General features: G+C 52.8%; 19 protein-coding genes and 1 pseudogene. 9 read left to right on the top strand and 11 right to left on the bottom strand.

The window, feature by feature from the left end; genetic code table 11:
* Positions 1-8 precede the first annotated feature (8 nt).
* Positions 9-3,491 (bottom strand): bifunctional diguanylate cyclase/phosphodiesterase, encoded by a 3,483-nt coding sequence (locus E5Q11_RS10785; protein WP_135803443.1) that lies wholly within the window; start codon positions 3,489-3,491, stop codon positions 9-11.
* A 251-nt stretch (positions 3,492-3,742) separates the two neighbouring features.
* Here E5Q11_RS10785 and E5Q11_RS10780 point away from each other — a divergent pair, with 251 nt between their 5' ends.
* Positions 3,743-5,743, top strand: coding sequence for a methyl-accepting chemotaxis protein (locus E5Q11_RS10780; protein ID WP_225315010.1), 2,001 nt, complete (start codon positions 3,743-3,745; stop codon positions 5,741-5,743).
* Positions 5,744-5,818: 75 nt separating this feature from the next.
* On the opposite strand, the gene E5Q11_RS10775 is transcribed toward E5Q11_RS10780, so the two are convergent.
* Together E5Q11_RS10775 and E5Q11_RS10770 are read right to left on the bottom strand one after the other, a co-directional pair.
* Complete coding sequence (locus tag E5Q11_RS10775) at positions 5,819-6,547, bottom strand: TrmH family RNA methyltransferase (RefSeq protein ID WP_135803442.1); 729 nt, start codon at positions 6,545-6,547, stop codon at positions 5,819-5,821.
* On the bottom strand, positions 6,544-8,193 hold the full coding sequence (locus E5Q11_RS10770) for an NAD(P)/FAD-dependent oxidoreductase (RefSeq protein ID WP_135803441.1): 1,650 nt from the start codon (positions 8,191-8,193) through the stop codon (positions 6,544-6,546). Before E5Q11_RS10770 ends, E5Q11_RS10775 begins: the two co-directional genes overlap by 4 nt.
* A 167-nt stretch (positions 8,194-8,360) precedes the next feature.
* Between E5Q11_RS10770 and rlmE the strand changes: the two genes are divergently transcribed.
* On the top strand, positions 8,361-8,984 hold the full coding sequence (gene rlmE, locus E5Q11_RS10765) for a 23S rRNA (uridine(2552)-2'-O)-methyltransferase RlmE (protein ID WP_135803440.1): 624 nt from the start codon (positions 8,361-8,363) through the stop codon (positions 8,982-8,984).
* Between the two features lie 73 nt (positions 8,985-9,057).
* Here the strand turns inward: rlmE and E5Q11_RS10760 are convergent, their stop codons facing one another.
* On the bottom strand, positions 9,058-9,963 hold the full coding sequence (locus E5Q11_RS10760; protein WP_135803439.1) for a LysR family transcriptional regulator: 906 nt from the start codon (positions 9,961-9,963) through the stop codon (positions 9,058-9,060).
* 160 nt (positions 9,964-10,123) lie between these two features.
* On the opposite strand from E5Q11_RS10760, the gene E5Q11_RS10755 reads away from it, so the two are divergent.
* The 3 genes and pseudogenes from E5Q11_RS10755 to E5Q11_RS10745 all read left to right on the top strand — a co-directional run bounded on the left by E5Q11_RS10755 (position 10,124) and on the right by E5Q11_RS10745 (position 12,650).
* Entirely contained in the window at positions 10,124-10,600 is a 477-nt protein-coding gene (locus tag E5Q11_RS10755; RefSeq protein WP_135803438.1) for a DoxX family protein, read from the top strand.
* Positions 10,572-11,501: a DODA-type extradiol aromatic ring-opening family dioxygenase gene (locus tag E5Q11_RS10750; protein WP_228260639.1), complete on the top strand. Its 930-nt coding sequence runs from the start codon at positions 10,572-10,574 to the stop codon at positions 11,499-11,501. Before E5Q11_RS10755 ends, E5Q11_RS10750 begins: the two co-directional genes overlap by 29 nt.
* Positions 11,498-12,650: pseudogene (locus E5Q11_RS10745) on the top strand (amidohydrolase family protein). Before E5Q11_RS10750 ends, E5Q11_RS10745 begins: the two are co-directional and overlap by 4 nt.
* A gap of 260 nt (positions 12,651-12,910) precedes the next feature.
* Here E5Q11_RS10745 and E5Q11_RS10740 read toward each other — a convergent pair.
* The 4 genes from E5Q11_RS10740 to E5Q11_RS10720 form a co-directional block, all read right to left on the bottom strand.
* On the bottom strand, positions 12,911-13,711 hold the full coding sequence (locus E5Q11_RS10740) for a PhzF family phenazine biosynthesis protein (protein WP_135803437.1): 801 nt from the start codon (positions 13,709-13,711) through the stop codon (positions 12,911-12,913).
* Positions 13,712-13,834: 123 nt separating this feature from the next.
* Entirely contained in the window at positions 13,835-14,362 is a 528-nt protein-coding gene (locus tag E5Q11_RS10735) for a winged helix-turn-helix transcriptional regulator (RefSeq protein ID WP_135803436.1), read from the bottom strand.
* 502 nt (positions 14,363-14,864) lie between these two features.
* Complete coding sequence (locus E5Q11_RS10725; RefSeq protein WP_135803434.1) at positions 14,865-15,077, bottom strand: DUF1127 domain-containing protein; 213 nt, start codon at positions 15,075-15,077, stop codon at positions 14,865-14,867.
* A 524-nt stretch (positions 15,078-15,601) separates the two neighbouring features.
* The gene (locus tag E5Q11_RS10720; RefSeq protein ID WP_135803433.1) at positions 15,602-16,558 is read right to left on the bottom strand and encodes a LysR family transcriptional regulator; all 957 of its coding nucleotides are present in this window, start codon (positions 16,556-16,558) and stop codon (positions 15,602-15,604) included.
* A gap of 47 nt (positions 16,559-16,605) precedes the next feature.
* On the opposite strand from E5Q11_RS10720, the gene E5Q11_RS10715 reads away from it, so the two are divergent.
* From E5Q11_RS10715 to E5Q11_RS10705, 3 genes are all read left to right on the top strand, one after another.
* Entirely contained in the window at positions 16,606-17,589 is a 984-nt protein-coding gene (locus tag E5Q11_RS10715) for an aldo/keto reductase (RefSeq protein ID WP_135803432.1), read from the top strand.
* On the top strand, positions 17,586-17,960 hold the full coding sequence (locus E5Q11_RS10710; protein WP_135803431.1) for a carboxymuconolactone decarboxylase family protein: 375 nt from the start codon (positions 17,586-17,588) through the stop codon (positions 17,958-17,960). Before E5Q11_RS10715 ends, E5Q11_RS10710 begins: the two co-directional genes overlap by 4 nt.
* Positions 17,961-18,081: 121 nt before the next feature.
* Positions 18,082-18,528, top strand: coding sequence for a GNAT family N-acetyltransferase (locus E5Q11_RS10705; protein WP_135803430.1), 447 nt, complete (start codon positions 18,082-18,084; stop codon positions 18,526-18,528).
* A gap of 195 nt (positions 18,529-18,723) precedes the next feature.
* Here the strand turns inward: E5Q11_RS10705 and E5Q11_RS10700 are convergent, their stop codons facing one another.
* Positions 18,724-19,788, bottom strand: coding sequence for a bifunctional transcriptional activator/DNA repair enzyme AdaA (locus E5Q11_RS10700; RefSeq protein ID WP_135803429.1), 1,065 nt, complete (start codon positions 19,786-19,788; stop codon positions 18,724-18,726).
* 226 nt (positions 19,789-20,014) lie between these two features.
* Between E5Q11_RS10700 and E5Q11_RS10695 the strand changes: the two genes are divergently transcribed.
* A complete protein-coding gene (locus E5Q11_RS10695) occupies positions 20,015-20,404 on the top strand; it encodes a DMT family transporter (RefSeq protein WP_135803428.1) in 390 nt (129 codons plus the stop codon).
* Between the two features lie 52 nt (positions 20,405-20,456).
* Here the strand turns inward: E5Q11_RS10695 and E5Q11_RS10690 are convergent, their stop codons facing one another.
* Positions 20,457-21,449 (bottom strand): alpha/beta fold hydrolase, encoded by a 993-nt coding sequence (locus E5Q11_RS10690; protein ID WP_135803427.1) that lies wholly within the window; start codon positions 21,447-21,449, stop codon positions 20,457-20,459.
* A 47-nt stretch (positions 21,450-21,496) separates the two neighbouring features.
* Positions 21,497-22,246: an NAD(P)H-dependent oxidoreductase gene (locus E5Q11_RS10685; RefSeq protein WP_135803426.1), complete on the bottom strand. Its 750-nt coding sequence runs from the start codon at positions 22,244-22,246 to the stop codon at positions 21,497-21,499.
* Positions 22,247-22,273: the final 27 nt, after the last annotated feature.

The following is a 22,273-nucleotide window of genomic DNA, read 5'->3' as shown; positions in this document are numbered from 1 at the left end:
TTTCAGAGCTACTTACACAACTCAAGCGCTCCGCTCACCTTATCAAAAGCAGACTGTACCTCCGACAAGGCTTCTCGGGCGGCATCAACATGACCTTGTTGGTATTGATGTCTTACAGATTCCGCAACAATGTGAACGTTTTCATGTGCCTCTGCCAGACGATCTAATCTATCGCTTGTAAACAATGTCCCTTTTCTTTCCCGCCTTATCCAATGGCCACAGGGGTCCTGTTTACTTTTCATGATAGGCCAGTGTTTCATATCTTGCGGTGCAGCATATATGTTCGTCGTAAAGGCGGCTAACCAATGTTCGCTAACCAGCCTGAATAGCATTAATCTTTCTTCTTTCACTGAGTGAGGTTTACTGCCGTATTCCTGCCACTCTTGATTGGGAGTGTAATCCCTGATCCATTGAGGAAGTTCATTGGCAGGCATGGGTTTGGCAATGCTATAACCCTGCGCTTCTTTACAACCCATAATAAGTAACATTATCCCGTGTGCTGTCGTTTCAACGCCTTCAGCAATTACTTCACGGTCAAAGGACTCGGCCAGGCCGATGACACCATCAATAATGTTGTAATCACCTGGATCGTCGAGCATGTCCCTGACGAAGCTCTGGTCAATTTTAATAATGTTTGCGGATAAATTACGTAAATGAGTGAGCGAGGAGTAGCCGGTGCCAAAATCATCCAGCGCGATATTAACGCCCAGAGCATCCTGACAGGTTTTAATGATCGTACTGATTACATTGAGATCGCCGAGCGCACTGCTTTCCAATATCTCCAGCTGCAAGCAACTGGGGTCAACCATCGGATATCGAGCTAAAGCGGCTTCCAGATTTCCAAGGAAAGTCTGTGACTGTAGATGATGAGAAGCGATATTGACACTGACTTCCAGTTTCAGACCTTGAGCCCGCCACCTATCCAACTGCCGCAAGGCTTCATTGATCACCCAATCACCAATTTGAAGCTCTAAATCAGTACCATCAAGCAGGGGTAAAAAGTCTAAGGGGGCAATAATTCCTTTTTCAGGATGAATCCAGCGAATCAAGGCCTCAGCGCCCTGGACACCACCTGTCACCATATTGACCTTCGGCTGGTAATACAGACTCAATTCATTGTTGTTCAGAGCTTGTTGGATTTCACCGAGCTTGTGATGCTTTTGTATTAGCCGCTCATCCTGTTTGCTATCAAAGAAGTGATAACGATTCCTGCCGGATAGCTTGGCTTGATACATCGCGTTATCGGCATGGCGAATGAGGGTATCGATATCTTCATCGTCATCGGGGTACAAGGTGACGCCGATAGATGTTGTGATGTTATGAAGTGTGCCATCAATTAAATAGGGTTGTGAAAAAGCATGAAGAATGCGATTCAAGCTGTTCTGACATTGGCCATAGGAGTGAATGTCATTGAGTAACAGAGTGAATTCATCGCCGCCTTGACGGGAAACTGTATCTTCTTCCCGGATAGAGGCTGTAATGCGTTTCGCCACTTCAATCAGTAATTGATCACCAACATCATGGCCGTAGTTATCATTTACTGGCTTGAAGTTATCCAGATCAAGAAAACAAATGGCCAGTTTATGGTCCGTACGCTTGTTGTGAGCGATCGCCTGAGAAAAGCGATCCGCAAATAACGTGCGATTGGGCAGTCCTGTCAGGGCATCGTAATACGCCATCAGGTTCAGTTTTTCTTGTTGCTGTTTGCTGCTGGTGATGTCGGTCGAGATCCCCACGTAGTTGGTGACTTCATTCTGCTCGTTTTTTAGCACAGAGACAGTGAGTGACTCGGCATACAGTTCCCCCGATTTGGTACGGTTCCACAATTCACCACGCCAGTAACCCTGTTTATCAACTTCCTGCCACATCGCTTCGTAAAACTCAGGAGTTTGTCTGCCAGAACTTAAGATCTCAGGCTTCTTACCGATGATATCTTCACGGCTATAGCCAGTAATGGCACTAAACGCGGGGTTAACGTCTATGATCTCTTTTTCGGCGTTGGTAATCATGATGCTTTCGAGCGAGCTCTCAAAGATGCGAGCAGATAACTTGAGTTTTTCGTCCGCCCGCTTGCGCTCGGTGATGTCCATAGACACACCTTGAAGCCCAACAGTTACGCCGCTTTCATCCTCCAGCCGTTCACCTCGCACCCACATCCATCCATTGCTTCCATCCTTGCGCACAGTCTGCAACTCCAGCTCGTAAGGGACGCCGGTTTCCCTCATTTTTGCCAGGGAAGACATTAATAAGTCCGCGCTTTTGGGCGTAAATAGCTTTTTGTGCTCGCTGTAGGATGGCACGGGCAGTGCTGGATCGAACTCATACATGCGATAGAGTTCTTCAGTCCAGGTCATTTGATTTGTATTCACATCCAGGTACCAACCACCCACTTTTGCAATTCTCTGGGCTTCTTCTAACCGTTCTCTGGCTTCCTCGGCGGCACGGTTGGAAATTGTGAGGTCCTGCGTCTGTTCTGCCACTTGCTCTTTCAATGACTCGCGGATCCTGATCAACGCGTTTATTGACCATGCCAGACCAATGATTAACAACAATCCTGACGTGAACAGGGCGATTAACCAGGGCGGTGTTCCGCTGGCTATTTGATCGGAGGGGTAGTATTGGATTGACCACTCGCGACCCGCAAACTGAAAGTTATCTGTTCTGCGAGGGTCATTCCCGTTGGGCGCATAACCGTGAAAGATGATCGTCTTTTCATCGGATACGTCGACAATATTGGCCTCAAACAGCCGGCTGCCCTGGCTTGAAATTATCTGGTCGATGGCAGCACTGGGGGTAAAGCTGACGGCGAAAATCAGGATTGGTTCGAAATCGATCGACGGCTTTGTCAGATATTCAATCTTGGCATCTTCAGAACTGCCAATCAGCAACACGGATGGATAGGCGTCGGATGGATCTTGGGACAAGTTCACAGGCGGAGTCATAACGATGCTGCCGCTGTTGATACTTTGCCTGGCGGTTTTGAGTCTGGCCTCGTTTGAGGCCATGTCGAACCCGACAATTCCCTCTCTTCCACCCGGTGATTCAACCAAAGCCAGTGGAATAGCAACATCACGGGATTGCAGTGACACGGGACTGAATTCAGGGTATCCGAGCGCTTGTCTTGTCGCCGAGTTGCCGCTGAGGGCGATGTTAAAGGTTTCTACCTGATCGCTCTCTAATATCGGCCCGATGGCAATCGCTCTGATATTCGGATTCAGTTGAAAAAACTGGCTTTCCTGAATGAATTGCTGAAATTCCAGTTCATTTACGTGATTACTGCTGGCAAACAGCGCGATGACATTGAGAAGGCTGTCTTTCGCTTTATTCAGAACACGGGCAATCTCTGAACTGGTAGCGCTGGCTTCGGTCTCGAAAGCCTCAAAGGCCTCTGCTTCGATGGATCTCGCAACGTTCAGGAAAAAATAGAAATAAATAACCAGAAGGACGCTCAAGGTGAGCAACAGGGCGGCGCGGGGGTTGAGTGATTGCATAATCAAAAACTTGATAGCATCAAACGTTGAGCTTAAAACAAAAAGTGACGTGGTCAAGCTTTTTAATAGGCAGTGGTCAACTAATCCCGGCCAGAATTTTAGGTTTTCCTCAGCTTCAACGAGAGACCGCCGCTGATTAGAGTTTTCCGACGGTTAGGGCTTTCGCCGTAAATCTTTTGTTTTTTCTCAAGTGACAAAGCCTATGGCCGTTATAGGGACTGGTCGTCTCAATGCTTTAAGGAAGGTAAGTCATGAGCATCTCAGGCTTTAAATCGGTGGAACGCAGATTAGGTGTGACTGGAAAGCTCTTGATTGCACCCGTTTTCATACTGCTTTTGTTTGCCCTCGTTACGTTCATCAGCGTCCGCGGTTTTCAGAGCCTCGATGACCGGATGTATACCGTCGCAAGAGATTTGGCGCCTGATACGGCCGTGGCAACTGGGGTGCTCACCGATATATACCGAATGCGTTTGAGAGTGTTTGATTTCTACTCCAGTGGGAACGAAGCCGTCATTGCTGAATTTGAAGACCTGAATTCCGAATTCGCAGAAACGATCGGGAAAGCTCAAAATGTCATTGAGGCGCCAGACCGCGCTGTGCTGGTTGACGAAATTGAAGAAATGACGGGCAACTATGTCGATGTATTCAAAAATGAGCTGGTGCCATTAAAAAGGCGTGTTGCTGACATCACACAGAATGAACTGGATGTATCAGGTCCGGCGGCGACGAAAGCCTTCCAGCTATCCCTTAATGGTGTTGCTGATCGAACACCGATGAGCTCCCTCCGCGTTGATATTGAGGAGCTTCTAACCGGTGCGGTCATGATGCGAATGAAAGCGCAGCGCTTCTTGGCGACAGGTAATGAAGACGTCAGGAAGGATCTTGAGTACGCCATTCAGGATCTAACCGAAGCAGTGCAGGGTTTGGACACGGACCGAGGTCCACAGTTCATCAAAACTTATCTGGACACGGCAGTGAGCGAGCTCAATAGCTACAAAGTTTCTGTTCAAACTCTTGTTGAGGTCATGCGCGAACTTGAACAGACGAAGACAGACAAGCTCGACGTTATTGGGCCTCAGATTGCCGACAAGGCGAGGAGTCTGGAAGAAAGCATTCACCGCTCTCTGGAGGTCGCGGCTGATAAGGCAGATGCAGAATCGGATCTTGCGCTCAAATTTACCTTAATTGCGTTTGGTATCTCTCTGGTCCTCGGGCTAATGGTCGCAACGTTGATGAGCAGAATGATGGGCGCCAGCGTTAAAAGGGCAAAAGGCGAGATCCTGTCTTATCTTGATGACATCAGCCAGGACAATGGAGATCTTTCGACCCGTCTGACAACCGGAAGAGCCGATGAAATCGGCGACTTTATTGAGGCAGTTAATCAGTTTCTGGGGACCCTGGAAGACACGATTTCCAAAATCGTTTCCTCGGCGCGTCAGCTCAATACCGAGTCCGAAGCTCTCTCCGGAATCACCGAGAGAACCCGGGCGAATTCTGAACAGCAGCGGGATCAGATAACCCAGGTTTCTGCAGCCATGCAGGAGATGGTGTCAACCTGCGAAGAGATCGCGTCCAACACCAACGATACGGATGAGTCGGCGCGCAAAGCCTCTTCTCTGGCGGACAGCGCGCAAGAGACTGTCAGCAGAGCCATCAAATCAGTGAATGAACTGGCCGAACAGATAGGGGCTGGATCGCTGCGGATTCAAAAGCTTGAGGCAGAGTCCGGTGAAATTGGCAGCGTTCTGGAAGTCATTCATAACATCGCCGAGCAAACCAATTTGCTCGCACTGAACGCGGCCATTGAGGCCGCCCGGGCAGGCGAGGCAGGCCGTGGCTTTGCCGTTGTCGCAGATGAGGTCCGTGGCCTGGCCAAACGCGTTCAGGAGTCGACGGTCAACATCGAGCGCATTGTCTCCAACCTGCAAAGCGGGGCAGCTGGAGCCGTGGTGGACATGAGCAAAGCAAAGCAGATGGCGGGCGAGGCGAGCGAAGAAGCTGGTCAGTCCGGCTCTGCCCTGTCCGAAATTCTGGCCGCCGTAAATGTCATAGCGGAAATGACAACCCAGGTCGCGAGCGCGACCGAGCAACAGCGGGCGACTGCGGCTGAAATGACGCAAAACATCGAGGTAAGCAGCAATGCCATCGATGACTTGGCGGGTGATGTAAACCAGGTGAATCGATCCAGTCGTTCGCTTTCAGAAATGGCTGACGATCTCAATCAGTTGGTCAGAAAATTCCGTAGCGACTGAGACCATCACCCCGGGATGAGAGGATTCGAACCTCTGATCTCTGACCTCTGACCTCTGCCTCCGGAGGACACGACCCTATCCCCGATTCAGCTCATATACCGCCATATTTACAGCAGAGGCCAGGTTCAGGGATTCAATGGTGTCGGAGCCTGGGATGGTGAACCTTCGGCTGTCGAGTCTGGTCACGGCCTCGGTGGGTACACCGCGGGCTTCGTTGCCGAACAGGTAGCAGTCATGGTTCTGGAAATCAGGGCTGGTGATGGCATCACCGTTTATATCCAGGCAGGCAATGTCAGGGTAACGGCTGGCCAGAGTGGCCAGAGTGACCTCGGTTTCCACCGTTACGTGGAACAGCGCCCCCATGCTCGATCGCACGACTTTCGGATTGTAGGGGTCGACGCTGCCAGGGCTGAGCAGGCAGCGATAGTTTCCGAACCACGCAAGGGTGCGCAGAATGGTACCCAGGTTGCCCGGGTCCTGCACTTCATGGAGGTAGATGGCTTTTTCCCCCAAAACTGGGGCGATTGCGGCGGCCGTTGGCAAGGGCGCGACTGCGAGTATGCCTTGCGGGCTTTTGGTGTCTGTCAGCTGTGCTAGCTGCCGCTCGCTGATCACCTGCATGGGCCAGGGGCTTGACCAGTCCTGATAAGCGCTGGTGACAAACAGTTGGGCCTGTTGCCAGTGAGGATTGGCGGCTGCTGCCTTTTCCAGTTCCACCACCAGATGCTCGCCCTCCACCAGGAAGTGGCCGAAGGATTGGCGGTACTTCTTCTGATGAAGCTTTTTGATGTCGTCCAGCTTCACACCGTGGTTCCTGAATGGATTTCCCGGGCGGATTCAAGGTCCGCCAGCATGGCTTTGGCAACGGCCTCTGCCACTTTGATGCCGTCCACACCGGCCGACAGAATGCCGCCGGCATAGCCCGCGCCTTCACCCGCCGGATACAGGCCGCGGGTGTTCAGGCTTTGCAAACTTTCACGATCGCGGGTTAGCCGGACCGGGGCCGAGGTGCGGGTTTCCACGCCCGTAAGTAGAGCATCTGGCCGGTCAAATCCCCGGATCTGTCGGCCGAAAGCGGGCAGGGCCTCGCGGATAGCGTCGATGGCGTAAGCGGGCAGGGTGGAGGCCAGGTCGCCCAGGCGGATGCCGGGCTGGTAAGACGGCTCCACCTCGCCCAGTTTGTCTGACGGTTTACCCGCAATAAAGTCCCCCACCAGTTGCGCCGGTGCGCAGTAGTCGCTGCCCCCCAGAACGTAGGCATGGGATTCCAGTTTTTCCTGAAGCTCCATGCCGGCCAATGGGTCGCCGGGGAAGTCTTGCTCCGGCTCAATATTCACCACAATACCGGAGTTGGCATTGCGCTCGTTGCGGGAGTACTGGCTCATGCCATTGGTCACGACCCGCTCGGGTTCAGACGTCGCGGCCACCACGGTGCCGCCCGGGCACATGCAGAAACTGTACACCGCCCGGCCGTTGCTGGCGTGATGCACCAGTTTGTAATCAGCGGCGCCCAGGGCCGGGTGGCCGGCGTATTTGCCCAGTCGGGCGTGGTCGATCAGGCCTTGCGGGTGCTCGATCCGAAAGCCGATGGCAAAGGGCTTGGCTTCCAGGAACACGCCGCGCCGGTGCAGCATGCGGAAGCTGTCCCGGGCGCTGTGACCAAGTGCCATCACCACGTGGCGGCTCATCAGCTGTTCGCCACTGGCCAGTTCCACGCCCCGGACCTGACCGTCTTCCCGCAGCAGGTCGGTGACCTTCTGTTCAAAACGGATTTCGCCGCCCAGCCTGATAATTTCTTCCCGCATGCTGGACACTATGCCGGTCAGCCGAAAGGTGCCGATGTGGGGTTTGCTGACAAACAGGATCTCTTCCGGGGCACCGGCTTTGACAAACTCGGCCATGACCTTGCGGCCATAGAACTTTGGGTCCTTGATCTGACTCCAGAGTTTGCCGTCTGAGAACAGCCCCGCACCGCCCTCACCGAACTGCACATTGGACTCCGGCGACAGCCGTTTGTTACGCCACAGCGCCCAGGTGTCCTTGGTACGGCGTCGCACGTCCTTGCCCCGTTCCAGCACAATAGGCCGGAACCCCATCTGGGCCAGCAGTAAAGTGGCGAACAACCCGCAGGGTCCGAGTCCGACCACAATCGGGCGCTCACGCAGGTGTGCAGGCGCTTGTGCCACCGGGTAGTAGGCGGTATCCGGCGCCGGGCGAACATGGGTATCGTTGACAAACCGGCCGAGCACCGCAGCTTCGTCCTGTGCGGTCAGGTCGACGATATAGACGAATTTGATCTCGCTGTTCTTTTTTCGGGCGTCGTAGCTGCGTTTGAAAACAGTGAAGTGCAGCAGGTCAGCATCCCGGAGTTGCAGGCGCTGCAAGATTGCGGCTCGCAGAGCGTCCTCTGGGTGATCAAGGGGTAGTGCCAACTCGGTAATGCGAATCATGATATTTCCTGACTGCCAGACAATGTCCCGGCGGGTTGATTCTGGAAAAGTGACGCCATTGTACTGCCGGGCGGCGGCCTTGTCAGCGGAGGAGCGGAGCGGCTTTTGCGGTAGAACCTGCAGCGGCGTAGACTATGGCCTTTCCCGCAGTAAACAGAAGACACCCCATGGCCCGTTCTAAAAGCAGTAACCGCTGGCTCGAAGAGCACGTCAATGATCCCTTCGTGAAACAGGCACAGCAGGACGGCTACCGCTCCCGCGCCAGTTACAAATTGCTGGAGATCAACAACAAGGATCGCCTGATCCAACCCAATGCGCTGGTGGTGGATCTGGGCTCTGCACCCGGGGGCTGGTCCCAGGTGGCCTCGAAACTGGTGGGTCACAGGGGGCGTGTTGTGGCCTCAGATATCCTCGCGATGGATGCCATCGCGGGCGTTGAGTTCATTCAGGGGGATTTCACCGAGCAGGAGGTGTTTGACCAGATCATGGCCACTCTGGATGGCGCCCTCGCAGACGTTGTCATCTCCGACATGTCCCCCAACATCAGTGGTGTGAATGTGGCTGACCAGGCGGCCTCTATGTATCTGGTTGAACTGGCACTGGACATGGCGTGCCAGGTTCTCAAGCCAAAAGGCAGTTTTGTGGCCAAGGTTTTCCAGGGGGAGGGCCATGACGAGTTTGTCAAAGCTGTGCGAGAGTCTTTCGACAAGGTGGCGGTCCGGAAGCCGGATTCATCGAGAGCAAGGTCCCGGGAAGTGTATCTGGTGGCCAAGGGATTTCGGGGGAGCTGAGGGCTGTCTGACGGGCGTCGCTTGAACCTCCGACCTCTGCCTCCGGAGGGCATACCCTGACATGGATGAAACGCTAATGATCGGGGTCCCAATCGGGTAACTGATCAAAGAAGCTGTCCATGAACTCGATGAACGCGCGCACTTTGCTTGCCACCAGCTGGCGATGGGCGTACACGGCGTAAAGCGCCATGGGCTCTGGTTCGTAATCCTGCAGAATGACTTTCAGTCTGCCTTGCCGAATCGCCGGGCCTGTCAGGAAGGTCGGCTGCAGTGCAATGCCGGCGCCGGATAGGGCTGCCGATACAAGCACGTCGCCATTATTGCTCATCATTACACGCCTGGCGCCGTTGGCGCCGGTAAACCATTTCTGCAGTTCCGGGATCGCGTTCGAATCCAGATAGCTGTAGTGCAGGTAGTGATGGTGTTGGAGGTCTTCGGGGCGATGTGGTTCTCCGTGTCGGTCCAGGTAATCGGGCGAGGCGCAGAACGCCAGCCGAACCGGCGCAATTCGTCTGGCGATTAGCGACGAACTTCTCAGCCGACCAATCCGCAGGGCAATGTCAAACCCCTCTTCAATAATATCCACCTTACGGTCGTTCAGCTGTAAATCGACCTCTACGCCCGGATGGGCTTGCCGGAAGCCTCTGAGCAACGGCTCCATGTGATGGATGGCAAAGGACACAGGCGCGCTGATTCGAAGCAGGCCCGAGGCCTCCGGCTGTAGATCCCCAATCTGATTTTCAAGGTCCTCAATGTCGGCCAGCACTTGCCGGGCGCTCTCGAAGTAGCGAGAGCCGGCCTCGGTCAGGTTGACCCGTCGAGTGGTGCGGTTCATCAAACGAACCCCGAGATGCTGTTCCAGCTGGGAGACGTGCTTACTGACGAGTTGCGGGGAAGTGTCCAGACGCTCGGCGGCCCTGGTAAAGGATCCATCCTGCACCACGTGAACAAATGCGCGCATTGCACTGATTCGATCCACGGTTTGTTGACCTCTTTTCGTTCCTGGCAATTATCAAAAATATGTTGATAGTAAAACAATAATTTCCATCTTAATCCAACGATTTGGTGATAGTACAGTGGGTTCATACGCCGGGCACCCGCCTCGGTCATCCACAGACCAATCATTTAAGGTGACTATCATGAACACGAACATTGCGAACACACTGCTTTCTTCAAGCGCTGGGGTTGCTGCCCTGATCCTTCGGGTTCCGGTCGGCCTGATCCTGGCAGCGCACGGCGCCCAGAAACTGTTTGGCTGGTTTGGCGGTTATGGGTTGGACGGCACCGGCCAGTGGATGGCCAGTATCGGGCTTGAGCCGGGTTATCTGATGGCATTGCTTGCTGGCGGCGCCGAGTTTTTTGGCGGGCTGGCGCTGGCACTGGGTCTCATGACCCGACCGGCAGCCTTCGTCAACGCCATTGCCATGCTGGTGGCCATTTTCGCAGTTCATATCGGGAACGGTCTTTTTATGGCCAACAACGGCTACGAATACGCACTGACTCTGTTTGTCATCAACGTGGCGTTTGTGATTCAGGGTGGCGGGCGTTTTGCCCTGGATAATGCGCTGCTCCGTTACCTCAGCGGCGGTGCTGCTGGCCAGCGGGTGGTTGCCTGAACTTCACATTTGTTCCAACGTGAAACGGAAACATGCCTTCTCCATCGGAGAAGGCATGAAACGAGGCGCGATTATGAATAAGGATATTGATGCTCTGTTTCTGTCCCACGGTGGTGGACCTTTACCTCTACTTGGCGATCCGGGTCACCGCGACATGGTTGACCAACTCACCGCAATAGCGGCCAGAATCAGCAGACCGTCTGCGATTCTGGTGATCAGCGCGCACTGGGAAACATCGGTTCCGATGGTGACGGCCCATCCCACCCCATCGCTGATCTACGACTATTCGGGATTTCCGGCAGAGGCGTACCGGATCGACTATTCCTGTCCCGGGGAACCAGTGCTCGCCGGCCAGATGGTTCGGGCTCTGGAGCAGGCCGGGATCCCGGCACAACTTGACGATCAACGTGGATTTGATCACGGCCTGTTCGTCCCATTGAAACTGATGTATCCGGATGCCGGTATTCCCTGCGTGCAGTTATCACTGAAAAGGAGTCTGGATGCCCATGAGCACATAGCGATAGGCCGGGCGTTACAAGCGTTGGATTATGACGGCTTGCTGGTGATTGGCTCCGGATTTTCCTTTCATAACATGCCGGAATTTTTCAGAGCAGGTTCGCCGCAGGCGGCGGACGCCCGTAATCAGGCTTTTCAAGAATGGCTTTTCCAGACCTGCACCGACCCGCAGCTATCGGAACCTCAGCGCGCTGATCGCCTGGTCCATTGGGCGCAGGCTCCGCACGCGAGGTTCTGTCACCCGCGGGAAGAGCACCTGTTGCCGTTGCACGTGTGTTATGGGCTGGCTGAAAAGCCGAGTGAAACTTACCTGTCTGCGCGCATACTTGGAAAGGCTTCCGGCCTTTTCTACTGGCCATCAAATCGAACAGCGGAGTGTGTATGACTCAAACGATCAATACCATTGTTAACGCCAGGCTCCACGGAGTCGAGGGGCTCCAGAGCATCGCCATTGTGGATGGACGGTTCAACAGGATTTCGCTCCAGCATGGTCAAGTAGAATCTGGCGCCGGTGATCTCGATGCAGCGGGCAACCTTGTTGTGCCGCCTTTTGTGGAGCCACACATTCACCTGGACGCCGCCATGACCGCGGGTGAACCGCGCTGGAACCAGAGCGGAACGCTGTTTGAGGGGATTGAGTGTTGGTCTGAGCGCAAAGCGAGCCTTACCCGGGACGACGTGATCAAGAGGGCCGAGCAGACACTGAGTCTCTTTGCAGACAACGGCATCCAGCACGTAAGGACCCATGTCGACGTGACCGACCCGACACTGACCGGGCTTAAAGCCATGCTGGAAGTACGTGAGCGCGTTGCGGCCACCGTGGACCTGCAGATTGTGGCCTTCCCGCAGGAGGGTTTATGGTCATTCCCGCAGGGCAAGGAACTGATGGAGGAGTCCGTGCGCCTTGGCTCTGGCCCACAAGCACGACCTTCTGGTTGATGTGCATTGTGACGAGATTGATGATCCCGAGTCCCGCTTTCTGGAAGTTCTGGCCGCCGAAGCACTGAAGCTCGATTATGGTTCGCGGGTAACCGCCAGTCATACCTGCGCCATGGGGTCATACAACGACCATTATTGCAGCCGGCTATTCCGGCTGTTGAAGAAATCAGGTCTGCGGTTTCTCTCCATGCCTACGGAGAGCCTTCATTTACAGGGCCGGTTCGACGGTTTTCCTAAACGCCGTGGCCTGACCCGGGTGCCTGAACTTCTCGACGCTGGTTTGAAGGTGGCGTTTGGCCAGGACTCCATTCGTGATCCCTGGTATCCCCTGGGTAATGGCAACCTGCTACGCACCCTGGACGTGGGCTTGCATGCCTGCCATATGCTGGGCATGGGCTGGATAGAACGGTCACTGGAATTGATTACCGATAACGGCGCTGCGGCACTTGATCTGAAAGCGTATGGCATTGAGGAAGGGTTGCCGGCCCGCTGTGTGGTTCTTCAGGGCCAGTCCCCCTACGAAGTGTTATTGGGGCAGTTGCCGGTCATGGCCTCGGTTCGTGATGGCCGGGTGTTGATCAACCGGCAGGGTTAACGACTGTCTGACATAAAAAGGGGCCCGCAAAGCGGGCCCAAAAGTGGAGCAACAACCCATGCGGAATCAGCTACCCGTGGCTCGAAGGTACTGAACGTTTCTCCGTTATTCTGACGCTTGGTGAAGACGAGGGGGCATATCAAAGACTCAGAACCGCACGTCGCGTATCGCATCGAGAGCTTGCTGTTTCATTTCCCCGTCACGCCGCTGCTCAAGGCTTTGGGATAGCCTGGGAGGAAAGTCACACCATCCAGGCAGTTCTACTGCACTCTGATCGTTCCGCTTAAATATCTAACCGCATCACCAGAAATCGTTACCCTGGTATCCGATACTGAGCAATAAAGCACACCGCCTCGCTTTGACGCTTGATGAGCAACAAGGCTCGTTTTGCCAAGCCACTCGGCCCAAAGAGGAGCGAGACCGGTGTGAATGGAGCCAGTCACGGGGTCCTCATCGCCGCCGTTCGCAGGCCAAAAATACCTTGAGATGAAGTCGTATTTCTCAGTTTCTGATCGGCATGTAACAACAACGTCAAGGGGTTTGAGCTGTTTCAAAAGTTCGTTGTTACGCTGCACGCTTAACACCTCAGATTCGGATTGGTAAATCACGAAATAGGCCTGAGAATTGCGATAAACGTCTACTGGCGGTATCGACAGGCCCGATACCAACTCGTCCGGTATTTTTTCGACTTTATCTGGCTTGGTATTCGGGAAATCCATTTGGATCCTACCGGATTCGGTCTTTTCCACTGATAGTAGACCAACTGCTTTTGCCCAGAACTTAATGGTGGTCTCGCCCGGATCTCTATCAAACAAGACGAAAGCGGACGCCAGCGTTGCGTGCCCACAAAATGCAATCTCTGTTAGCGGCGAGAACCAACGAATATGGTAAGTTGCCGCATCAACTTTCACTAAAAATGCCGTTTCCGACAGGTTGTTTTCTGTCGCTATTGATTGCATTAAATCTTCGGAAAGCCATTCGTCGGTGATGACCACGGCTGCAGGGTTTCCGCCGAAAATAGTGTCCGTAAAAGCGTCCACAAAAACGATTTTCAGTTCCATTTGGTTCTCCTGATAGGGCGAAATAAAATTCAGTAAGCAACGATTTCGCATGCTATGGCTTAATGTTTTGGAAGCTTCCCTGTTTCAGTTTTATCGCGGATTAAAGCTTTGGGGGGGGGCAAATCAGCGCGAATCTGTGGATCCAAGCAACTTCTTCACCCTCAGGGGCAGATTCGCGAACTGGGTTTCATCAGCCAGTTTTTTAACTGCGGGTCCTGGGCAGTTCTCAATTTCCGACGGATGCAACGGAACTCCACACTGGTCACAACAGTAATGCGGGCGCATCAGCTCACCGCAAACTTTGTGTCGGTAGCGCACGGGCTCTCCATATTGGCCGCTTTCCCAGCGATCGCCCCATTGGACAAGGCCAATCAGCACGGGGTAGAGATCCAGACCTTTCTCAGTCAAAAAATACTCAAATCGTTTACCTGATGGGTCAACGGTTCGTTTTTCAATAATCCCGCCCTGCTGCAATTTGTGCAGACGGTCAGAGAGTCGGTGTTTGGTAATTTCCAGAGAAGATTGGATCTCTGAAAATCGCCGTAAGCCCATAAAAATGTCCCGAATGATCAGTAAGGTCCAACGATCGCCAACGATGGATAGAGTTCGAGCAATCGAGCAAATCTGTGTATTGATCTCTTCCCACTTCATATCGCGTGAGCTCCGCTGTGCAAAGAAGGGTTCGCCCGTAAATTAATGAGTTCCATTGTGGAACCTTACCACTTTTGGTTCTATTATGGAACCAATTGCGTTATCGCACAGCAGGTTTAAATGGAGCGAGTCACATGAAGAGATCCTCAATGAGCGGCCTTGAACAGATGTCACTTCTTGCTGCAGGGAAGGTTCCGCCACCTTCCATCGCGCTCATGCCCGGGGAGAGCTATGGAACGGTCGATCTGTCAGTTAAGTTGGTTCGACCAATACCCACCGGCGTGAGATTAAGGGGAGAGGGCAAACTGATGAACTTATCGAGGTCGGTCGCAATTTCACAAGGACGTATCGTGGATGATTCTGGGAAGTTATACGCACATGCGACTTGCACTTGTATGATTCTGAGGCCGTCTTAAGAGGGCCGTGGGCCTTTGACCTCGTAAATGATGCATCCGCTAAGCCCGCTTCCGGTCGATTTCATCCGCAAACGCTCTCTTAAGCGCTAGTCCTTCCAAAAGGCTTTGCTCGCTTCGTGTTCCGCGTCAATGCGCGACACACCGATATCTTTCAGCATGAAATCCGGCAAACGGGCAAGTTGCTGTCTTGTCCGATAGTTGGCGTACCAACGGTTGAGTCGCTGAATCCAACTTTCCTTTGGAGTGTTTGCCAGGGCTGAAACATTAGCCCGGGTCCTGAAGATCGATAGTGCCGACATCGCTTTTCTCCGTTTCTGTTAAGTTCAAGCTAATTCTCTTGTCTGGTAGCTCTATCAACAAACGGGTTAAAGCGTGCAATAATTTAGTAAAACTTAACCATGGATAGTCAGGATGCAAGCACTACGGCCGCTCAGAGGTCTGCAGGCTTTTCAGGAGCTTTACCGCGGTATGGCGGTGTTTGCATCGAATTCAGATCCGACAAACCTGAAAGTGGCAGCCTTGCCGTGCTTTGCGAACCGCTGGGTGATGCCCAAAAATCGGCCAGTTTCAGAGCCAGTATCCGAATCTGAAGATAAGTGATGCCGGGATTTCATCTGGTCGATTTCCAAGGGGGGGGGCGGAGTGGATTTGGCCATCAGGTACGGCAGAAGCGAGTATTCGGGTCCCGAAACTCGGTTCCTGATGGCGGAATCGCTGGTCATTGTTTGTCATCCGTCTAACCAAGCAAGTCGGGCGGGTTGAAAATGTTTGCTGTTTATCTCAAGGCGCTTAACGCGTGTCATAGGGAGTTGCCTGTTGCCGGCTATGAGATCTGACCATGGCTCAAAGGCTGGGCACTCTGTTCTACCAACTCGACAAGAAAGTCTGCGACTGCCCGTATTCTTCGCGACTTGGCTAGATCTGACTGTATAACGAGATAAATTGGCTGGTCGATTCCAAGGTCTGCTTGCTCGCAGATCAAGCCAGCATTGGCAGCCACAAAATGGGGCAGAACCGCTAATCCTAAACCTGCTTTGGTGGCTGCTACCTGTGAAGCAAGAGAGGTCGTAGTTAGTGCAGGTTCGCGGCCTCTCAGAACTCTTTCAATCCATTGTGCCGCAGGAAGGTCAGCCTGCCTTTCATTCCAGGTGATGAAATCAGCCCAATCAAAGAGGCTGGAGTCAGGACTAGCGCTCGTCTCGGGCGAGTAGGTTGAGCTGCGGTAAAGGCCATATCCTAAATTTCCGAGACGGCGAAGCGTTACGTTGCCGCGTTCTGGCCTGACCATCCTTAATGCAAGATCCGCATCACGCCGGTGCAAGTTAACGGTATGTATATCGGTGATCAATTCAATCGTGATACCGGGATATTGCTCACGAAAAGCTGGCAGCGCTGGCACAATAAGTTCGTTCGCCAGGTTTTCCGCCGTGGCTAGTCTTACTTTGCCAGTGGGTTGCGCCTGGCCTGAAATTCCGGATGAGAATGCAGTTGCCGCTGCTTCCATCGCCTCGGCTCTATCCACCATAGCAGAGCCTTCTTCGGTCAAAAGATAGCCCGATTGCTGCCGGATAAACAGAGGTAAGCCCAGCGCTTTCTCAAGCCGCTCAATTCTGCGTGAAAGTGTTGCAATGCCGACTTTAAGGTCTGAAGCAGCGCCGCTCAGCGTTCCTCGACGCGCAATGGCCAGAAAGGCGCGAGTATCATCCCAAACCCATTGTTGGTGTTCGGCCGAATATCCGTTTTCGGAAACCCGGTTATCAATATCGGCTCTATTTTCCATAAATGGATAGTGACACTGTGTCTTCTTTGAAAGCAAGGAGACATCGGATGCAACAGAGAACACTAGGCGCAGACTTTCTTACTTCAGCTATCGGACTGGGGTGCATGGGGATGAGCGAGTTCTATGGCCCTAGAGAAGATTCTGAGTCATTGCGGGTTCTATCGCGTGCTGTCGAGCTTGGCATCAACTTTCTCGACACTGCGGATATGTATGGACCGCATCATAATGAGGAGCTGATCGGCCGTTTTCTCGCGGACCAAAAGCCAGACCTAAAGATAGCTACAAAGTTCGGCATTGTTCGCAACCCTGGCGAATACTCTCGCAGCCTAAACAACTCCGCCGCTTATGCCCGAGAGGCTTGCGAGGCGTCTTTGCGCCGGCTTGGTGTTGAACAGATCGATCTATATTACGCCCATCGGATCAATCCTGATCAGCCGATAGAGGAAACCATCGAAGGCATGTCCAGGCTTGTTAAGGATGGAAAAGTTGCCCGCATCGGATTGTGTGAAGTCAGCGCCGAGACACTGCGACGGGCTCATGCAGTGCACCCAATCACAGCGGTTCAGACCGAGTACTCCCTTTGGACCCGCGATGTAGAGAGAGATGTGCTTCCGACCTGCCGCGAGCTGGGTATTGGTTTTGTACCGTATGCACCGCTTGGCCGTGGATTCCTGACGGGGCGTTTCCAAAGTGCGCAAGACTTCGGTGCTGAAGATATGAGAAGCAACTTACCCAGGTTCGAGTCAGAGGCCATTAGAACGAATGGTCGCATCGCGGAGGTCATTGCAGAAATGGCCGATAGAAAAGGCTGTACCTCTGCTCAGCTCTGCCTGGCGTGGCTCTTGTCAAAAGGGCCGGACATCGTACCGATACCTGGCACAAAGCAACTTCGATATCTTGAAGAGAACGCGGCTGCTGTAGCCATCAAACTTACTTCGGGAGAACAGCAAGAGCTTGAAGCATCGACTGCTCGGCTATCAGTCATTGGTGAAAGATACACGGCTGAGGGAATGAAAGGGGTCAACGCATGAAAAGCCAAAATCTGGATCGTCGGAAGAAAGCTCTTCAGCTTTTGGAATCATTGGAATCCGGCGCGTCAGCCCGTGTTTCCCAGAACATTGATGAGTTCCACCCTGAAGCGTTGGAGATACTGCTCGGTTTTGCATTCCACGATGTGGTATCCAGAGATGGAATCGACCTGCGAACACGCGAGATGCTTACAGTGGCCATGCTGGCCGCAATGGGAACGGCCCAATCTCAGCTCGAATTTCACATGCGAGCGGCTCTGAATACAGGAGTCTCTCCAGAGGAACTGGTTGAGATAGTGTTACAGGTCTCGGTGTACGCAGGCATTCCGGCCTCGATGAATGCTATGACAGCCGCAAAAGCTGCTATTGTTTGATCTTCGATTGGGCGGCATTTCCGTGTATCCAACTCATTTTTTCTTCGGAGTTGATCTGCAAATCAGCAGAGAAAGCTGTCCGCAGTTTTAAAACGGTCGGTACCAGAGGAGTGAGACTTTTGTGAATATTCGGAAGGCTTCAGTGGAGGATGCGAGTGAAATTAAAGAGCTAGTATCCTCTCTTTCTCACTTTTATTTAAAAGATGAGAATTCTTTGTTGCCGGAATGGTTTTCAAAAACACTGGAGCTATCCGAATTTGAGTTGCGGTTGTCGAGTGAAGATTTTTCTAGTTTTGTCTATTCCATAAACGACGTAATCGTCGGATATATTTCGATCAAGGAAAGTAGTCATTTATATCACTTGTTTGTCGCTGAGAATTACCAGGGCAAAGGAATAGCAAAAGAACTATGGAATTACGCCACCTCTGACTCAGGCATTGATATCTATACGGTTCGCTCATCCATTTTCGCTGTGCCTGTGTACAGGCGGTTCGGATTTAAAGAATCGGAAGAGGCTACTAGCAAAGATGGAATCAGTTTCCAGTCTATGGTCTTGGTGCGCTCATAGTTGGTGGCCTCTCGTATCAATAGGTGACGTGTTATCTTGAGAGACAATGGATATTTGGCCTACGAGAGCCTGATAGTGCTCCTATCCAGCGTAACCGTTTTCAGCTTGAAGGGTTACCTGAGAGGGACCAGACGTTTAACAAGCTAAGAAACATGGTGGTTGCCAGTAACGGGCCCCTTACATAGACCTTAAGTATTATTCAGGCCGTTGTTCTCTTTCCGCGCCTAGTAATGCCCGTTTTCGCTCCAATCCCCAGCGGTATCCGCCAAGACTGCCGTCACCCCTTAAGACCCGGTGGCAAGGAATGAGCACGCCTATACGGTTTTTTGCACACGCCGAAGCAACTGCCCTGACCGCTTTTGGCTTGTCGATTTGCTGAGCCACCTCGCTATAGCTGAGAACGTCACCTTCTCGGATGCTCAACAGGAATTGCCATACCGTCATTTGAAACGCGGTTCCCCGCATATCAAGCGGTAAGTCAGGCCTTGGGGCACCTTTGCTGATGTGCTGATCCAAGGCTTCCATCCAGGCATCAAGTTCGGGCGCGTCTTGCGCAGGTGAAATGCTCAGTTCAGCACTAGGGAATTCCCCTTTCAGGTTGGCGACCAGTGACGCTTCATTGTCACCGAATTGGACAAAACAAACTCCCTTATCCGTCGCTGCCATGGCCATCAGGCCAAGAGCGGTGTTTCGGCAAGCGAAGGTGATGACTTCACCAGCACCGCCTGCTCGGTAGGCTTTGGGCGTCATCCCGATATTGCGTGTCGCTTCACCGTAGACGCGGCTAATGGAGCCAAATCCCGAAGAAAAAATTGCATCGGTTATGCTGTCGGCTTCTTTCAAGGATTGCTTGAAATGCCGCATGCGAACCGCATCTTGATAGGCTTTAGGTGAGACGCCAAAGGCTTCTTTGAATATTCTTTGTAGCCTTGAAGGAGACAGCCCTGCTATCTCAGCCAAGTTAACCAGTGTTAGCCGCTCGTCGGCATATTCCTCAATGTGACGGGCTACCGCCACCAATCGAGCTACTCGTGGAGTGCCTTCCGTCGCTTGGCAACGCTTGCAAGGCCTGAAACCAGCCAGCACGGCGCTTGCAATAGATGGGAAAAATCTCAGGTTTTCGGGCTTTGCTGGGCGAGCGGAGCAGGATGGTTGGCAGAATACGCCCGTCGTGATAACGCCATAGAAAAACTGTCCATCGAAGGATTTATCCCTTACCTGTATTGCTACTCGCATTAGCTGTTCGGATGGCATCGACATGACGTAACCTTTTGCTCGAATTTGACAATATGCAGTAGAACTGACTTTGCGAGGCGTATCTATCCGATTATTGCTGAGTAATTTCAAATCGAGCGATTTATTGCGTTAGGTCTCACTGAGCAAGACAGAGCAGCGCAAGTGAATTAGAACGCAATAATCGGATGTTTTGAGTTTTGATCACACCCTAAGCTGGTTACAACATGTATTAACTTGGACCGGCCTCACTATGACATCTTCAATAAATACCGCTATGGGCCCTCGTGAATGGGTCATGTTAATCGTTCTGTCCGTCCTGTGGGGAGGATCATTTTTCTTCGTCGGTGTAGCTGTTGCAGACCTGCCGCCACTCACAATTGTTACGCTCAGGGTAGGAGTCGCTGCCATAGCGTTATGGAGCTTCGCGTTGGTCGCGGGGTGGGGCCCGCCAAAGAGCTTGGGGGTTTGGACGGCATTTCTGGGAATGGGGTTGTTGAATAATGTTATCCCCTTTGTCTTCATTGTTTGGGGGCAAACTCAAATTGCGTCTGGACTGGCATCGATCCTTAACGCGGCGACTCCGATATTCACTGTAGTTGTCGCGAGCATGTTCCTACCTGACGAGCGTGCCACGCCCTAGCCTTGAAATATGTGGCCAAACTGGACATCCAACTTTTAAGTCTATGCTTGGTTTAACCACTGGACAAAACGCTAAGAATTGCCTCGGGCGCATCCTCATGAACGGCGTGGGCGGCATTAGGGACCGGGGTGAAACTTCGAGCTTTGAGCTTCTCGGCAAGCTCTTTCCCTTTTGCCATGGGAATATTGCGGTCATGCTCGCCCCAAATGATATCGACGGGAAACGGCAGTGGTTGCAACAAATCTTGAATTTCTTCGAGCTCTGCAACGGTTGACTGCTCGATTTGGTCGTAAAACGCGTTCTTACCCTCCTGACCAGACCAAGGGTCAAAATACAGGTTGCAGACCGAGGTCGGCAGCCCTCTGAGAGATCCATAATTGATAAAAGCGTGGAAAACGGCTTCGTGTACGAACTCAGGAAGACCGCGCATGGCCTCTGCATGCTTCTGAGCGTGGGCGAAAAATGGAGAACCCGACGGAAGCATGGCGACGCTGTCGACAAGCGTCAGCTGGGAGTAGTCGCATCCGTCGATTAAATGGGCGCGCAACGAGGCCAGCCCGCCGAAATCGTGGCCAACAACATGAGGGCAATTTAGTTGCCAATGATCAATCAAGGCGGCGAGCAACTTGTTCTGAATGTCCGGCTGCACCGATGAGGTTTTGCGTTTTTCGGATTCGCCGCACCCCAGCATGTCAAAGTAGTAAACGGTGTAAGTGCGTGAGAGCCACGGAGCAATTCGCCGCCAGGCTTGAGACGACCAGGGAAACCCGTGAACCAGAACAATCGGGGGGCCTTCCCCCATGCAACCCCAGGCCACGCGCCGGTCATCGAATTCGAAATGCTTGTCCAGAATCAGAGTTTCTTCTTCAGCGGACTCGTGCATTGCTAAACCCCTGGTCGCTGTTGAAGATGTTTCAGATGCTTTTGAATTTTGGTTCCTGCCCTTTCCGCGGAACAATGAAACCAGCCCGCGAAAAGCCTTTCTGCGATGGTTGAGGTTCTGTCGCTCGAGTTTTCTCAGTTCTGGCAATGAGGTGTAAAACATCAAATCGCTTCCTGATGGCACCCTGGGAAATGACGAGCCAGAGTCAATTATGGTCTCCAGCGCATCGGATGGTCGTGCCTTAACACGCCATCCTCATTCCAATCAGACCAGCCGGTGAATGGAATCGGTGTCTCTTGTTCAATGTCTCGAAGTCGAGATGCCCAGTCTGTTTTCTGTGTTTCCAGATGTGCCTCGAATGCGGCTTTCTCTTGGTATTGAATACCGCCCGCCTGAACGCCGTAACTGACGTTAGGTGGTAAAACGTTAAAGCCGATGTAATTCAGGGAGGAGTGAAAAGGCCAGAGCCACTCAACCATGTTGCCCGCGCGTCCAAAGGGCATGAACGTCTGTGCCGGCGAACCGGTGGTGACAGAGCACATGGCCTTCTTGCCTCTGAAGTAGCCATGGTCATAACGCATGCGGCCGCTATAGAGCCCTCCGTAAACCAATACGCGATCAAACCAGCCTTTTAAAATGGCGGGCTGCGCATGCCACCACAGCGGAAATTGAAAAATCACAAGATCCGCCCAGTCCAGCCGGGAAATCTCCCGGTTCACGTCTTCGGGAAGCTGTTTGGCCTTGAAGTGATTCGACTGTTCCGTCAAAGCAGCGAAATATTCATTGTTGTTGTGGTTCGCGTACCACTCAGCACGTTCGACTGGGTCGAAATTTTCAGCATAGAGATCGTCGATCTGAACCTCGTGGCCTGCTCGTTCCAGAGTCCCTTTGGCTGTATCGACCAAGGCGCCATTAAATGACTTCCTTTCTGGGTGGGCCAAAACGATAAGAATATTCATGTCGTCCTCTTAAAGAGAGATTGTTTT

Origin of the sequence: Marinobacter confluentis, from assembly GCF_004785685.1 — a bacterium.
GTDB classification, from domain to species: domain Bacteria; phylum Pseudomonadota; class Gammaproteobacteria; order Pseudomonadales; family Oleiphilaceae; genus Marinobacter; species Marinobacter confluentis.
Note: the sequence above shows the minus strand (reverse complement) of the source record. Positions and strands in the feature narration are given on the sequence as shown.